The sequence below is a fragment of the Pseudomonas fuscovaginae SE-1 genome (assembly GCF_000364705.1).
In the GTDB taxonomy this organism is placed as follows: domain Bacteria; phylum Pseudomonadota; class Gammaproteobacteria; order Pseudomonadales; family Pseudomonadaceae; genus Aquipseudomonas; species Aquipseudomonas fuscovaginae_A.
Window position 1 is genome coordinate 1 of sequence record NZ_AQOH01000351.1, and the last position, 15,301, is coordinate 15,301.

Annotated in this window: 14 protein-coding genes and 1 pseudogene; 8 read left to right on the plus strand and 7 right to left on the minus strand. The window is 63.8% G+C overall.

Translation table 11 applies throughout. From position 1 onward, the window contains the following. From K675_RS0127810 to guaD, 3 genes are all read left to right on the plus strand, one after another. Positions 1–1,044: molybdopterin cofactor-binding domain-containing protein (locus tag K675_RS0127810; RefSeq protein ID WP_017906737.1), on the plus strand; the 1,044-nt coding region annotated here is incomplete at its 5' end. Positions 1,045–1,057: 13 nt separating this feature from the next. Then, a complete protein-coding gene (gene xdhC / locus K675_RS0127815; RefSeq protein WP_017906738.1) occupies positions 1,058–1,900 on the plus strand; it encodes a xanthine dehydrogenase accessory protein XdhC in 843 nt (280 codons plus the stop codon). Positions 1,901–1,908: 8 nt separating this feature from the next. Further along, positions 1,909–3,213 carry a guanine deaminase gene (guaD, locus tag K675_RS0127820; protein ID WP_017906739.1) on the plus strand — a complete coding sequence of 435 codons (1,305 nt, stop codon included), beginning with the start codon at positions 1,909–1,911 and terminating at the stop codon, positions 3,211–3,213. Positions 3,214–3,341: 128 nt separating this feature from the next. Here guaD and K675_RS0127825 read toward each other — a convergent pair whose 3' ends face one another. Then, the gene (locus K675_RS0127825; protein WP_017906740.1) at positions 3,342–4,097 is read right to left on the minus strand and encodes a GntR family transcriptional regulator; all 756 of its coding nucleotides are present in this window, start codon (positions 4,095–4,097) and stop codon (positions 3,342–3,344) included. A gap of 216 nt (positions 4,098–4,313) precedes the next feature. Between K675_RS0127825 and K675_RS0127830 the strand changes: the two genes are divergently transcribed. Further along, positions 4,314–5,504 carry a benzoate/H(+) symporter BenE family transporter gene (locus K675_RS0127830; protein WP_017906741.1) on the plus strand — a complete coding sequence of 397 codons (1,191 nt, stop codon included), beginning with the start codon at positions 4,314–4,316 and terminating at the stop codon, positions 5,502–5,504. Between the two features lie 131 nt (positions 5,505–5,635). Here K675_RS0127830 and K675_RS34300 read toward each other — a convergent pair whose 3' ends face one another. The 4 genes and pseudogenes from K675_RS34300 to K675_RS0127845 all read right to left on the minus strand — a co-directional run bounded on the left by K675_RS34300 (position 5,636) and on the right by K675_RS0127845 (position 10,152). Then, positions 5,636–6,517 (minus strand): methyl-accepting chemotaxis protein, encoded by an 882-nt coding sequence (locus K675_RS34300; RefSeq protein ID WP_420066351.1) that lies wholly within the window; start codon positions 6,515–6,517, stop codon positions 5,636–5,638. Positions 6,518–6,544: 27 nt separating this feature from the next. Continuing rightward, positions 6,545–7,603 (minus strand): annotated as a pseudogene (locus K675_RS34305) (methyl-accepting chemotaxis protein); the annotation flags it as partial. Between the two features lie 112 nt (positions 7,604–7,715). Next, positions 7,716–9,140: a PLP-dependent aminotransferase family protein gene (locus K675_RS0127840; protein WP_017906743.1), complete on the minus strand. Its 1,425-nt coding sequence runs from the start codon at positions 9,138–9,140 to the stop codon at positions 7,716–7,718. 250 nt (positions 9,141–9,390) lie between these two features. Beyond that, the gene (locus tag K675_RS0127845; protein ID WP_026145593.1) at positions 9,391–10,152 is read right to left on the minus strand and encodes an SDR family oxidoreductase; all 762 of its coding nucleotides are present in this window, start codon (positions 10,150–10,152) and stop codon (positions 9,391–9,393) included. Positions 10,153–10,402: 250 nt separating this feature from the next. Between K675_RS0127845 and K675_RS0127850 the strand changes: the two genes are divergently transcribed. Further along, positions 10,403–11,410, plus strand: coding sequence for an NADP-dependent oxidoreductase (locus tag K675_RS0127850; protein WP_017906745.1), 1,008 nt, complete (start codon positions 10,403–10,405; stop codon positions 11,408–11,410). Positions 11,411–11,531: 121 nt separating this feature from the next. Here the strand turns inward: K675_RS0127850 and pyrF are convergent, their stop codons facing one another. After that, on the minus strand, positions 11,532–12,230 hold the full coding sequence (gene pyrF, locus K675_RS0127855; protein WP_017906746.1) for an orotidine-5'-phosphate decarboxylase: 699 nt from the start codon (positions 12,228–12,230) through the stop codon (positions 11,532–11,534). A gap of 260 nt (positions 12,231–12,490) precedes the next feature. On the opposite strand from pyrF, the gene eat reads away from it, so the two are divergent. From eat to K675_RS0127870, 3 genes are all read left to right on the plus strand, one after another. Next, positions 12,491–13,855 (plus strand): ethanolamine permease, encoded by a 1,365-nt coding sequence (gene eat, locus K675_RS0127860; RefSeq protein WP_026145594.1) that lies wholly within the window; start codon positions 12,491–12,493, stop codon positions 13,853–13,855. 121 nt (positions 13,856–13,976) lie between these two features. Further along, positions 13,977–14,144 (plus strand): DUF2897 family protein, encoded by a 168-nt coding sequence (locus tag K675_RS32660; protein WP_017906748.1) that lies wholly within the window; start codon positions 13,977–13,979, stop codon positions 14,142–14,144. 98 nt (positions 14,145–14,242) lie between these two features. After that, complete coding sequence (locus K675_RS0127870; protein ID WP_017906749.1) at positions 14,243–14,803, plus strand: TetR/AcrR family transcriptional regulator; 561 nt, start codon at positions 14,243–14,245, stop codon at positions 14,801–14,803. A 60-nt stretch (positions 14,804–14,863) separates the two neighbouring features. Here K675_RS0127870 and K675_RS0127875 read toward each other — a convergent pair whose 3' ends face one another. Continuing rightward, positions 14,864–15,190, minus strand: coding sequence for a ComEA family DNA-binding protein (locus tag K675_RS0127875; RefSeq protein WP_017906750.1), 327 nt, complete (start codon positions 15,188–15,190; stop codon positions 14,864–14,866). Positions 15,191–15,301: the final 111 nt, after the last annotated feature.

The following is a 15,301-nucleotide window of genomic DNA, read 5'->3' on the forward strand; positions in this document are numbered from 1 at the left end:
CGCTACAACGCCCACAGCCCGATCCTGAAAAAGGGCCTGGCGCTGACCCCGGTGAAGTTCGGTATCTCCTTCACCGCCAGTTTCCTCAACCAGGCCGGTGCGCTGGTGCACGTCTACACCGACGGCAGCATCCACCTGAACCATGGTGGTACCGAGATGGGCCAGGGCCTGAACACCAAGGTCGCGCAGGTGGTGGCCGAGGTGTTCCAGGTGGAAATCGACCGGGTACAGATCACCGCGACCAACACCGACAAGGTGCCGAACACCTCGCCCACTGCCGCCTCAAGCGGCGCCGACCTGAACGGCAAGGCGGCACAGAATGCCGCCGAGACCATCAAGCAGCGGCTGGTGGAGTTTGCCGCGCGGCAGTACAAGGTCAGCGAAGAGGACGTCGAGTTCCGCAGCGGCCATGTGCGGGTCCGCGACCAGATCCTGACCTTCGAGGCGCTGGTCCAGCAGGCCTATTTCGCCCAGGTGTCGCTGTCCAGCACCGGTTTCTACAAGACCCCGAAGATCTACTACGACCGCAGCCAGGCCCGTGGCCGGCCGTTCTACTACTACGCCTATGGCGCGGCCTGTGCCGAGGTGATCGTCGACACCCTGACCGGCGAGTACAAGGTGCTGCGCACCGACATCCTGCACGACGTCGGCGCCTCGCTGAACCCCGCCATCGATATCGGCCAGGTCGAAGGCGGCTTCGTCCAGGGCATGGGTTGGCTGACCATGGAGGAACTGGTGTGGAACGCCAAGGGCAAGCTGATGACCAACGGCCCAGCCAGTTACAAGATCCCGGCGGTGGCCGACGTGCCGATCGACCTGCGGGTCAAGCTGGTGGAGAACCGCAAGAATCCGGAGGATACGGTGTTCCATTCCAAGGCCGTGGGTGAGCCACCGTTCATGCTCGGGATCGCCGTATGGTGTGCGCTGAAGGATGCGGTGGCGAGCATCGCCGACTACCGGCTGCAACCGAAGATCGATGCACCGGCGACACCGGAGCGGGTGCTGTGGGGCTGCGAGCAGATGCGCAAGGCCAGGGACGAGTGATCGGGAGACCTTCATGAACTATTGGCTCAGCGCCCTCGCCGACCTGCAGAACCAGGGGTTACCCTGCGTGCTGGTGACGATTATCGAAGAACAGGGCTCGACCCCACGCAACGCCGGTTCGAAGATGGTCATCAGCGCCACCGCCACCTTCGACACCATCGGCGGCGGCCATCTGGAATACAAGGCCACGCGGATCGCCCGGGACATGCTCGCCAGCGGCCAGCAGGGCACCCGCCTGGAGCGCTTCAGCCTGGGCGCCAGCCTTGGCCAGTGCTGCGGCGGCGCCACGGTGCTGCTGTTCGAGCCAATGGGCCAGCCCCAGGCGGAGATCGCCGTGTTCGGCGCGGGCCATGTCGGCCGTGCCCTGGTACCCTTGCTCGCCAGCCTGCCCTGTCGGGTGCGCTGGATCGATTCGCGCGAGCAGGAGTTCCCCACGCTGATTCCCGAGGGCGTGCGCAGGATCGTCAGTGACGAGCCGCTGGAAGAAATCGACCACCTGCCCGTCGGCTGCTACTGCGTGATCATGACCCACAACCACCCGCTCGACCTCGAACTCACCGCCGCCCTGCTCAAGCGCAACGACTTCGCCTATTTCGGCCTGATCGGCTCGAAGACCAAGCGGGTCAAGTTCGAACACCGCCTGCGTGAACGCGGCTTCGACAGCGCGGTGCTGCAACGCATGCGTTGTCCAATGGGACTGACCGAGGTCAAGGGCAAGCTGCCGGCGGAAATCGCCATCTCCATCGCCGGCGAAATCATCGCCACCTACAACGCGAATTTCGGCCAGCACAGCGCCAGCGCCGAACCCATTGCCAAACTGCTGCCGGCCTCGCGCCGCAGTCAAGCCACGAACTGAGAAAGCCCATGCCTGCCACCCGCAAAGCCTACCGAGCCGCCATCCTGCACAGCCTCGCCGATCCGGCCGAAGTTGGCATCGACGCCTCCTACGAGTATTTCGAGGACGGCGTGCTGCTGGTCGAGAACGGCCGGATCGGCGCCATCGGCCACGCCCGCAACCTGCTGCCGACACTGGCCGCCGACACCGAAGTCGTCCACTACCCCGACGCGCTGATCACACCGGGCTTCATCGATACCCACATCCACCTGCCCCAGACCGGCATGGTCGGCGCCTATGGCGAGCAACTGCTCGACTGGCTGAACACCTACACCTTTCCCTGCGAAAGTCAGTTCGCCGACCCGGCCCATGCCGCCGAGGTCGCCGATATCTTCATCAAGGAGCTGCTGCGCAACGGCACCACCACCGCGCTGGTGTTCGCCAGCGTGCATCCACAGTCGGTCGAGGCGTTCTTCGAGGCCGCGCATAAACTCGACCTGCGGATGATCGCCGGCAAGGTGATGATGGACCGCAATGCGCCGCACTACCTGACCGACAGCGCCGAATCGAGCTACACGCAAAGCAAGGCGCTGATCGAGCGCTGGCACGGCAAGGGCCGCCTGCACTACGCGGTGACCCCGCGCTTCGCACCGACCTCGACCCCGGAGCAGTTGACGCTCGCCGGCCAGTTGCTCGCCGAGTACCCGGACCTGTACATGCAGACCCACATCAGCGAGAACCTGCGGGAAATCGAATGGGTCAAGGAGCTGTTCCCGGAGCGCAAGGGCTACCTGGACGTGTATGACCATTACCAACTGCTGGGCGAGCGCTCGGTGTTCGCCCACGGCGTGCACCTGTGCGACGAGGAATGCGCGCGGCTGGCCGAGACCGGCTCGGCGGTGGCGTTCTGCCCGACGTCGAACTTCTTCCTCGGCAGCGGCCTGTTCAACCTGCCGATGGCCGAGAAGCACAAGCTCAATGTCGGGATCGGTACCGATGTCGGCGCCGGCACCAGCTTCTCGATCCTGCACACGCTGAACGAAGCGTACAAGGTGATGCAGTTGCAGGGCGCGCGGTTGAGCCCGTTCAAGTCGCTGTACCTGGCGACCCTCGGCGGCGCCCGGGCACTGCGCCTGGAAGAACGGATCGGCGACCTGCGGCCAGGCAGCGATGCCGACTTCCTGATGCTCGACTACCACGCCACGCCGCTGCTGAGCTACCGCCTGCAACAGGCTCGCGACATCGCCGAGAAGCTGTTCGTATTGATGACCCTGGGAGATGACCGCACGGTGCTGCAGACCTATGCGGCGGGAAGACTGGTGCACCAGCGCTGATCGCCGGCAGGGCCTTCACTCCCCTCCTGCAGGAGCCGGGCTTGCCCCCGAAGAGGCCCTTGAGGCCGCCAAAAGCTTCGCGGGCAAGCCACGCTCCTACAAGATACGCAATCGCGTCAAATTGAAAATCAGAGTTTGGCTGGCGACCGCTTGGTCTGCAGCAGATGCGAAAACACCGCATGCAGATCATCCGAGGCACTCTCGTCGTCGAGATTGAGCTTGCTGTCGATATGGTCCATGTGGTGCATCATCAGCTCCACCGCCTGCGCCGCATCCCGGGCCTCGATGGCATCGATCAGTTGCGTGTGCTCGTCATAGGAACAATGCGAACGGTTGCCGCTTTCATACTGGGCAATGATCAGCGAAGTCTGCGACACCAGGCTGCGCTGGAAGCTGATCAGCGGAGCATTCATCGCCGCCTCCGCCAGCTTCAGGTGGAACTCGCCGGACAAGCGAATGCCCGCCCCTCGATCGCCACGGGAAAAGCTCTCGCGCTCTTCGCGAACCATCTGCCGCAACTCGGCCAACTGCTCGGCCGTCGCATGCTGCACCGCCAGTTCGGTAATCGCCTTTTCCACCATGCGCCGGGCGAAGAACACCTGGCGGGCCTCCTCGACGCTCGGGCTGGCCACCACCGCGCCGCGGTTGGGCCGCAGCAGCACCACGCCTTCATGGGCCAGGCGCGACAGGGCACGACGAATGATGGTCCGGCTGACCCCGAAAATCTCCCCCAGCGCCTCTTCGCTCAGTTTGGTGCCGGGCGCCAGGCGCTGTTCGAGGATCGCCTCGAAGATATGCGCATAGACGATATCGTCCTGGGTCACGCTGCGGCCGGCCTTGCCTGCTCGCGGTTGTTTCTTGAGGGGCTGCAACTGTTCGTTCATGGGCACTCGAGTCGGAAACGGGCAGTGGGCTGTCATTCGCCACAATGGATCGCTGACAAGTATCGCGTAAAATCATGGCATATTGTACACAACCTGAAGCACCAACACGACTGTACGGCTGTTTGCGGTCACGGCTGTACTGCAATAAACCGTTACCTTTGCGTTTAGGCTGCAAGTGCCATCAACGCCCCGTTTTATCCGTACAAGGAAAGCCCCATGACCGATCTCACTCACGCGCGATTGCGCCCGCTGGCCGACACTTCGCCCTCCGCGGTGGTCGCCGGCTTCATCGCGATGATGACCGGCTACACCAGCTCGCTGGTGCTGATGTTCCAGGCCGGCCAGGCCGCCGGCCTGAGCGCCGGGCAGATTTCCTCGTGGATCTGGGCCCTGTCGATCGGCATGGCGGCCTGCAGCATCGGGCTGTCCTTGCGCTACCGCACGCCGGTCACCGTCGCCTGGTCGACACCCGGTGCGGCCCTGCTGATCACCAGCCTGGCGGGCGTCACCTATGGCGAAGCGATCGGCGCCTATGTCACCTGTGCCGTGCTGGTCACGATCTGCGGCCTGACCGGCAGCTTCGAACGCCTGGTCAAGCGCCTGCCCTCCTCACTGGCCGCGGCGCTGCTGGCGGGCATCCTGTTCAAGATCGGCAGCGAAATCTTCGTTGCCGCCCAACACCGCACCGGGCTGGTCCTGGGCATGTTCTTCACCTACCTGCTGGCCAAGCGCCTGTCGCCACGCTACGCGGTGCTCGCCGCCCTGCTGGTCGGTACCGCCCTGTCCGGGCTGCTGGGCCTGCTCGACTTCAGCGGTTTCCAGCTGGAAGTGGCAACGCCGGTATGGACCACGCCCTCGTTCTCGCTGGCGGCGACCATCAGCATCGGCATCCCGCTGTTCGTGGTGGCCATGACCTCGCAGAACATGCCCGGCATCGCCGTGCTGCGCGCCGACGGCTACGATGTGCCCGCCTCGCCGCTGATCAGCGTGACCGGCATCGCCTCGCTGCTGCTGGCGCCGTTCGGCTCCCACGGCATCAACCTGGCCGCCATCAGCGCGGCGATCTGCACCGGTCCACACGCCCATGAGGACAAGAGCAAGCGCTACACCGCGGCGGTCTGGTGCGGCATCTTCTACGGCATCGCCGGCATCTTCGGGGCCACCCTGGCGGCGCTGTTCGCCGCGCTGCCCAAGGAACTGGTGCTGTCGATTGCCGCCCTGGCACTGTTCGGTTCGATCATCAACGGCCTGAGCATCGCCATGAACGAGCCGAAAGAACGCGAGGCGGCGCTGATCACCTTCATGGTCACCGCCTCGGGCCTCACCCTGTTCTCGGTGGGCTCGGCCTTCTGGGGCATCGTCGCCGGCGTGCTGACGCTGCTGATCCTCAACTGGCGCAAGGCCTGACAGCAAGGGCACGCCGGTCCGCCCTCGACACCACACCTGTAGGAGCAGGGCTTGCCCGCGAAGGGGTCCTTGAGGCCGCTAAAAGCTTCGCGGGCAAGCCCCGTTCCTACAAAAATTGCAGACAACTCCTACTAAGTGCGGAAGTGCCCGACCATCCCCTTCAGTTCCATCCCCAACTGCGCCAGCTCGATGCTGGACGCCGCATTGCCCTGCATCGCCACCGCCGACTGATCGGCACTGGCGCGAATGCTGGTCACGCTGCGATTGATCTCTTCGGCCACCGAGCTCTGCTGTTCGGCGGCCGCGGCGATCTGCTGGTTCATCTGCTGGATCAATGACACCGCCGAGGCGATGCTGCCCAGCGCGCTCTCGGTCTGCAACGCATCGCTGACCGCCAGTTTGACCAGATCGCCACTGCTGCGGATCTGCTCCACCGATGACTGCGCCGCCGCACGCAAGGCACTGACCAGCCGCTCGATTTCCTCGGTGGACTGCTGCGTACGCTTGGCCAGGGCCCGCACCTCATCCGCCACCACGGCAAACCCCCGCCCCTGTTCACCGGCGCGGGCGGCCTCGATGGCAGCGTTGAGCGCCAGCAGGTTGGTCTGCTCGGCAACGCTCTTGATCACGCCGAGCACGGTGCCGATGTTCTGGATTTCCGCGCTGAGGCTTTCGATGCTCGCGCTGGCCGAGTTGGCCGAGTCCGCCAGTTGCTCGATGCGCTGCATGCTCTGGCGCACCACCTGCTGGCCGCTTTCGACCTTGTCGTCGGCGGTCTGCGCGGCCAGGGCCGCTTCCTCGGCGTTGCGCGCGACATCGTGGACAGTGGCGGTCATCTGGTTCATCGCCGTCGCCACCTGTTCGGTCTCCTCCTTCTGGGTACTGACTTCCAGATTGGTCTGCTCGGTGACCGCCGACAGCGAATGCGCCGAGTTCGCCAACTGCTCGATCCCGGTCTGCAGGCCACTGACGATACCACTCAGGCCGGCCGCCATCTGTTGCATCGCCTGCATCAGCTGACCGATCTCGTCACGGCGCCGCACCTCGATCGTCGCACTCAGGTCACCGGCGGCGATCTGCCGGGCCACCCGGATCACGCTGCGCAACGGCGCGACGATCAGGCGGGTGATCACCAGCGCGGCCACCAGACCGACCAGCAAGGCCAGCGCCGAGGACGCGATGATCAACAGCGAGTTCTTCTTCAGCTCGGCCTGCATCGACTGGTCTTCGGCGGCATAGGCCTGGTTGACCCGTTCGACCACATGGGTCGCGCGCTCATGCAGTTGCTGGTAGACCTTCTTTTCCTGCTCCAGCAGGTCGGTGTATTCGGTGAGCTTGTCGTTGAAACTGGCGATATGGCCACCAACCTCGTTGAGCACCGTCTGGTAGCCGGCATCCTTGACCGCACTCTTGAGTTGCTCGACACCGGCCAGGGCCTGCTCCGCCTGCTCGATCCTGCCCTGGTTCTGGTTGTCCTCATCGCCCTTGCGGCTCTGGTCGAGACGCACCCGGGCCTCGTTCATCGCCTGCAGCATCAGTTGCGAGACATGGCTGACCTGGTTGGCCTGTTCAAGAAATTCATTGCCATCCTGCCCCTGGGACTGCTTGAGGGTGTAACTGCCATCATCGGCCAGCCCGGCCTGCAGCACATCCAGGTTATTGGCCACGCTGGAGACCGACCAACTGGCCATTTCCAATGCGAGGTCCTTGGCCTGGGTCAGCCCGACGAACTCGTCGAACGCCTTGCGATAGGCCGCCAGGGCCTGCTCGACATCGCCCATGACCGCGACGTTGGCGGCGGACTGCGCCTTGAGTGCCTGGGACTGTGCCACCAGGCCATCCAGGCCCTCACGCAGGGCATCCACCGTCTTGGGGTTCGAGTGCAGGGCATAGTCCTGCTCGAGCAAACGCACATTGAGCAGGCTGCTGTTGAGCGCGGACATCTGCTTGAGCCCGTCGAAGCGCAGGCTGACAGCCTGCAAGGACCAGACACCGATTGCCGCCACTACCCCGGTCAGCAGCAATACGAGGGTAAAACCGATACCCATCTTCTTCGCCATACCGAGGTTGGCGAAATGTCCTTGCACGGCAGAAATCATGGGGCGTAATCTCCGGTCGAATGCTGAAGGCGCAAGCCATTCAATATTCGTGCAGATTCGCAACCACGACCAGTGAAATACAAGCCTCTGGCGCCGGAATAATGGCCAAAAGCTACATCTGCGTCGTTTTCAGAATCGTCGAGGTCGATCCGGCATCACCCAGCAAACGGAAGAATTTTCGCGCCCGGGCATCCATCGCATAGGCCACGTTGATCCGCAGCCAACCGGCGGAAGTCGCCCGCGGCGTGAAAGCCGAATCCTGGGCCAGCAGCACCCCGAGCTGACGGGCACCGGCCTGGACCTGCGCCGGATTGTAGCGCCGGCTGCGGGCCCAGACGAACATGCCGGCGGAGGGCTCGCTGAACACTTCCCAGCCGCTTTCCTCGAGCATGTCCAGGGTCGCGGCCATCTCCGTGCCCAGGCGCTGGCGCAGGCGCTGGACCAGCTTGCGGTAGGCGCCATTGGCCAGCAGCGTGGCAACCACGCATTCGGTAAACCGCGAAGCGCCCAGGCTGGTGATCATCTTCACTTCGACCAGACGCTGGATGAGCCCGGAATGGGCGCGGATGAAGCCGACCTTCAAGGAACTGCTCAGGGTCTTCGAGAAGCCGCCGAGGTAGATCACCCGTTGCCCGGAATCCAGGGCCGCCAGTTGCACCCCCGGCCCCGCCTGCAGGTCGCTGCAGACAGCGTCCTCGACGATCAGGAAGTCCTCCGCCTGCGCCAGTTGCAACAATTGCGTGGCCACCGGCAGGGTCAGGCTGCTGCCCGTGGGGTTATGGCAAAGGCTGTTGATGAACAGGCACTTGGGCCGGTGCGTGCGCAGCAGTGCGCGCAATGCGTCGATATCGGGCCCCGACCGGGTGCGTGGCACTTCCAGCAGCTCGATGCCCTGCAGCGCCAGGAGCCGGTAGAGGTTGCCGTAGCCCGGCGTTTCAACCATCACGCAATCACCCGGCTTGAGCAGCGTGCGCACCAGCAGGTCGAGACCCTGGGTGACCCCCAGGGTGGTCAGCACCTCGCCATCCACCGAATGGATGCCCTTCTGGGTCAGCCGCTTGTGCAGTTGCTGGCGCAAGGCAGGCAGCCCCAGCGGCGTACTGTAGTGGAACAGGCCCTGCATCTGCGTACGACTGACCTCACGCACGGCATAGCCGATATCGTCACTCTCGCGCCAGCCCTGAGGAATCCAGCCGCAGCCGAGTTTCAACTCGCCCAGCGGATGCTCGCTGAAGCTCCCCCACTTGGTCTCCAGCCCCTCGTACCATTCCGGCTCGCTGGAAGCCCGGGACGTGCCAAGCGTTTCCGCAACGATGAACACCGAACCGTTGCGTGACGCCAGTACCCCCTGGGTCACCAGGCGTTCGTAGGCCTCGCTGACATTGGCCTGGCTGAGGGAATTTTCCTTGGCCAACTGTCGCACCGATGGCAGGCGGGTGCCCGGACAGGCCCTGCTCCGGCGGATCCATTCGACGATGGCGTTGACGATTTGCTGCACGACAGGCACCAGGGCCTGCCGATCAATTTCCAGATCCATTGTATGTGACGCTCCAACGCACGGTTATTTCCCGTCAAACAGTTAACCATACAAAGCCATCACCTCCGCTTGCACAAAAAGCCTCTCCATAGATCGCCACACACCACGTAAATCGCGGTCTGCAGCATCTCACCTGCATGAAGGAAAGAATGCTCCGACAGCACCCGCAACCTCGCCGGACATAAAAAAACCCGCATGTGCGGGTTATTTTTACTCTGGAACTACAACCATCGACGAACGATGCAGCCGGTCAAATGGCCGTCGCACCTCCATCCACCGCCAGGGAGTGGCCGGTGGTGAAGGCCGCGCCGTCGCTGCACAGGTAGAGCACGGCGCTGGCGATCTCCTCGACCTTGCCGATCCGCCCCACCGGATGCATGGCCGCGGCGAACTCGGCTTTCTTCGGGTCGGCCTCGTAGGCCCGGCGGAACATGTCGGTGTCGATCACCGCCGGGCACACGGCGTTGACCCGGATACCGCGCTTGGCATATTCGATCGCCGCCGACTTGGTCAGGCCGATCACCGCGTGCTTGGAGGCGGCATAGATGCTCATCTTCGGCGCCGCGCCCAGGCCGGCCACCGACGCCGTATTGACGATGGCGCCACCGCCCTGGGCCTGCATCAGCGGCAACTGGTACTTCATGCACAGCCAGACGCCCTTGACGTTGACGCCCATGATCGCGTCGAACTCGTCCAGGGTACCATCGGCGAGCTTGCCCTTCTCGATCTCGATCCCGGCATTGTTGAAGGCATAGTCGACCCGGCCGTAGGTAGCGACCGCCTGCTCCATCAGCTTGCGAACCTCGGCTTCCCGGGTGACGTCGCAACGTAGGAAAGTCGCCTCGCCGCCCGCAGCCCGAATCGACTCGACGGTGCCTTCGCCGCCCGCCGCATCCAGGTCGGATACCACCACCTTCAGCCCTTCGGCCGCGAAAGCCTGGGCGGTCGCCCGGCCGATTCCGGCAGCGCCGCCAGTCACCAGGGCCACCTGGCCGGAAAACGTCATGCTCATGGTTCTTGTCCTCGCAGAGTGCGTGAGTGATCGTTCGGGCTGAGTCTAGCCAGAGGCCGGCATCACGGGGCAGCACTATCAGAAGGCCGGTTATCGCCTCATGCACCAGGGTGATAAGTTATGGTGATAACGGTCCGCAGACCACCATCAACCAAGTGGATCGTCCCCTATTCGCCCGACCGGCAAGACTTGCCCTGGCGGCGATCAGGGTCTATCTACAAGGCTTCATTGATCTCATCGAGTACCTGCCATGACCACCCAGAACAATCGCCAATTCCTGCTGGCCAAACGTCCGGTCGGTGCCGCGACCCGTGACACCTTTACCTACCAGGAAGTGCCCGTGGGCGAACCGGGGGCCAACCAGATCCTGGTCAGGAACGAATACCTGTCCCTGGACCCGGCCATGCGCGGCTGGATGAACGAGGGCAAGTCCTACATCCCGCCGGTGGGCCTGGGCGAAGTGATGCGGGCGCTGGGCGTCGGCCAGGTGATCGCCTCGAACCACCCGGGCTTCGCGGTCGGCGACTACGTCAACGGTGCCTTGGGCGTGCAGGACTATTTCCTCGGCGAGCCGCGCGGTTTCTACAAGGTCGATCCGAAACTGGCGCCGCTACCGCGCTACCTGTCAGCACTGGGCATGACCGGCATGACCGCCTACTTCGCGCTGCTGGAGGTCGGTGCGCCGAAAGCCGGTGAAACCGTGGTGATCTCCGGTGCCGCCGGAGCGGTGGGCAGCATTGCCGGGCAGATCGCCAAGCTCAAGGGCTGCCGGGTGGTCGGGATTGCCGGAGGGGCCGAGAAGTGCCGCTTCCTGGTCGACGAACTGGGCTTTGACGGCACCATCGACTACAAGAGCGAGGACGTCGGCGCCGGGCTGAAACGCGAATGCCCCAAGGGCGTCGATGTATATTTCGACAACGTCGGCGGCGACATCCTCGATGCCGTGCTGACGCGCCTGAACCTCAAGGCCCGTGTGGTGATTTGCGGCGCGATCAGCCAGTACAACAACAAGGAAGCGGTCAAGGGCCCGGCCAACTACCTGGCACTGCTGGTCAACCGCGCACGCATGGAGGGCTTCGTGGTGATGGACTACGCCGCGCAGTTCGCCGCCGCCGGGCAGGAAATGGCGGGATGGATGGCCAAGGGACAACTCAAGAGCAAAGAGGATATCGTCGAGGGGCTGGAAACCTTCCCCGAAACGCTGGCGAAGCTGTTCAGCGGGGAGAACTTCGGCAAGCTGGTGCTGAAGGTGTCCTGAGCCTGCCCGCCAGGGTGCAGAGCACCTAGCCTGTAGGAGACGGGCTTGCCCGCGAAGCTTTTGGCACCGTTCGCGGGCAAGTCGGATCGCCGGCTCCTACAAAAACGCTGGGCTGTGTCGATCAGGCCAGCTCGGCGACCACTGCAGCCAGCGCCTGTGCAGGATCGGCTGCCTTGCTGATCGGCCGGCCGATCACCAGGTAATCGGAACCGGCATCCAGCGCCTCACGCGGTGTCAGGATACGACGCTGGTCATCCAGCGCACTGCCCGCCGGGCGAATTCCCGGCGTCACCAGTTGCAGGCCAGGGTGTGCACTCTTGAGTGCGGTGGCTTCCAGAGCCGAACACACCAGGCCATCCATCCCGGCCTTTTCTGCCAACGCGGCCAGGCGCAGCACCTGCTCCTGTGGCTCGATATCCAGGCCGATACCGGCCAGGTCCTCACGCTCCATGCTGGTCAGCACGGTCACACCGATCAGCAACGGCTTGGGCCCGCTGCGCTGCTCGAGTACCTCACGGCAGGCCGCCATCATGCGCAGGCCACCGGAGCAGTGCACGTTGACCATCCACACGCCCATCTCCGCCGCCGCCTTGACCGCCATGGCGGTGGTGTTGGGGATGTCGTGGAACTTGAGGTCCAGGAACACTTCGAAACCCTTGTCACGCAGGGTGCCGACGATCTCCGAGGCGCAACTGGTGAACAGCTCCTTGCCGACCTTGACCCGGCACAGTTTCGGGTCCAACTGATCGGCCAGTTTCAGGGCGGCGTCACGGGTGGGGTAATCCAGAGCGACGATGATGGGAGTCTGGCAGGCGGACATGGAGGGCTCTCAGGCAAGTCGAAATCGGCGCGCATTGTAGCGGAACCCGGCGACGATCGGGACCCGGTGATCGGCAAATGTGCCGGGTACGCGCCATAAATGCACGCACTTGCACCAATTAAAGTCGAAATTCGGGGCAACCTCGGCGAAATATCCTCGATACGACAGCCTTTTCGGCTTTACGACATGCTCCACCGCGCTGGCACGTCCGCTGCACTCGCCTGATCCGAGCGGTATCCAAACGGTTCAGGGAGAAACACATGAACACTCGACTCAAGCCCACGCTAGGCACGTTGCATCTATGGGGCATCGCGGTAGGCCTGGTGATTTCCGGCGAATACTTCGGCTGGAGCTATGGCTGGGGCGTGGCCGGCACGCTCGGATTCCTGGTGACGTCGCTGATGGTAGCCGCGATGTATACCTGCTTCATCTTCAGTTTCACCGAGCTGACCACCGCGATTCCCCATGCCGGCGGGCCGTTCGCCTACAGCAGGCGGGCATTTGGCGAAAAAGGCGGGCTGATCGCCGGCCTGGCGACCCTGATCGAGTTCGTCTTCGCCCCGCCCGCCATCGCCCTGGCCATCGGCGCCTACCTGAACGTGCAATTCCCGGCACTCGACCCCAGGCACGCCGCCGTCGGCGCCTATATCGTGTTCATGGGCCTGAACATCCTCGGAGTGAAGCTGGCCGCCACCTTCGAACTGGTGGTCTGCATCCTCGCGGTGGCCGAGCTGCTGGTGTTCATGGGCGTGGTCGCCCCGGCCTTCAGCTTCAGCCATTTCGCCCTGAACGGCTGGGCCGGCGCGGACAGCTTCGGCGCCCCGGCGATTGCCGGGATCTTCGCGGCCATTCCCTTCGCCATCTGGTTCTTCCTGGCGATCGAAGGTGCGGCCATGGCCGCCGAGGAAGCCAAGGATCCAAAACGGACCATTCCCAAGGCCTACATCAGCGGCATCCTGACCCTGGTGCTGCTGGCCCTGGGCGTGATGTTCTTCGCTGGCGGCGTCGGCGACTGGCGCACCCTGTCGAACATCAACGACCCGTTGCCCCAGGCCATGAAAGCCGTGGTCGGCGACAGCTCCGGCTGGCTGCACATGCTGGTCTGGATCGGCCTGTTCGGCCTGGTGGCGAGCTTCCATGGGATCATTCTCGGGTACTCGCGGCAGTTCTTCGCCTTGGCCCGCGCCGGCTACCTGCCGGCGTCGCTGGCGAAACTGTCGCGCTTCCAGACCCCGCACCGTGCCATCATCGCCGGCGGCCTGGTCGGCATCGCCGCCATCTACAGCGACGGCCTGATCAACCTGGGTGGGCTGACCCTGACCGCGGCGATGATCACCATGGCGGTGTTCGGCGCCATCGTCATGTACATCATGAGCATGCTCAGCCTGTTCCGCCTGCGCCGGACCGAGCCATTGCTGGAACGCAGCTTTCGCGCACCGGGCTACCCTGTCGTGCCCGCCATCGCGTTGTGCCTGGCGGTGATCTGCCTGGTGGCCATGGCCTGGTTCAACGCCCTGATCGGCCTGATCTTCGTCGGGTTCATGGGCGCCGGCTTCGTCTACTTCCTGCTCACCGGGCAACTGCGCGCCGCCGCGCCGGCGGATGGGATGCTGACCGGGCTGTGAGCATCATCGGGGCATAACGGGTTTACAATTGAACCACTGAGAAATCGCTTCACTCAAAGTGGCAAGGGCCGCCATGCCATACGAACCGTTCGTGAGGGAGCGGCCCATCGAGGAGAACCCTATGCCCTGGTATGCCTGGTTGATCATCGTGGTCGCGGTCGGCTCCATCGTTGGTGGCCTGATGATGCTGCGTGACACCGCCAACAAGGTGGAATTGACGGACGAGCAGCGCCGACGCGTCCAGGAACGCAATGCCGAGGCGGATGCCAAGGACGCGCGGGACCGCTGACAGCGGCGCCTGAACAATATTGAACACTTCAACAAAAAACTATGGCAATTCACCTCCAAGTCGCAGTTATCATTGACTGCAGATTTGGAGGCTCCGCCATGCGTTACTCGCAAGACCACAAGGCCCAGACCCACGAGCGCATCATCAAGGAAGCGGCAGCCCGTTTTCGCCGCGACGGCATCGGTGCCACCGGTCTGCAGCCGCTGATGAAAGCCCTGGGGCTCACCCATGGCGGCTTCTACGCGCACTTCAAGTCAAAGGATGAGCTGGTCGAAAAGGCCTTGCAGGAAGCGGCCGCCGAACTGGATGTGCATTGCGACATGCTGTTCAGCCAGGACAAGCCCCTGCAGTCGTTCATCGACAGCTACCTCTCAGAGTGGCACCTGACCACCCCCGAACACGGTTGCCCCATCCCGACCATGTGCTCGGAGCTGGGCCAGCGTGGCGAACCCAGCCCGACGACCGACACGGTGATCGAATCGCGCCTCAAGCAGGTGGAGACGGCGCTGGGTTCAGGGCCGGACGCAGAAGAGCAAAGCATCGTCATGCTGGCGACCCTGGTGGGCGCGCTGGTGATGTCACGTAGTGCCGAGGATCCGGAACTGGCGAAGAAGATCCTGGAAGTGACCAAGGCGCACCTTAAGGATCAGGTCGAGTAAGTCCGCAAGCTCTTTCCATCAGGACAGGAGACCGGTCCTCGGACCGGCCTCCAGGCGGCGTCAGTTGATATCCAGTTGGTCGCGATTCCTGTCGAGAATCGCCTTGCCGATCCCCTTCACCTCAAGCAGTTCATCCACCGAAGAGAACGGCCCGTTCGCCTCCCGATGGGCAACGATGGCCTTGGCCTTGGCTTCGCCGATACCGGCCAGCTCACGCTGGATGGTTTCGGCATCGGCGGTGTTGAGGTTGATCTTGCCGGCCTTGGCCGCGGAAGCGGCCTGGCTGGGCACCGGGGTCTGCTGCTGAACCGTCGGCGCGGCGCTGACGGTACCGCTGGCGCCGAGCAGAAGGGTTAACAGCAGGGAAGGAATAACGCCTGTACGCATAAATGACACTCCATGGCATCGTAGGGGAAAAGCAGCTTTTCCGAAGCTGCCTTTCAAACCTAGGTGACTTAGGTTCTGTATGAAAACCTTTGAAACCCCATCGCGGCCCCT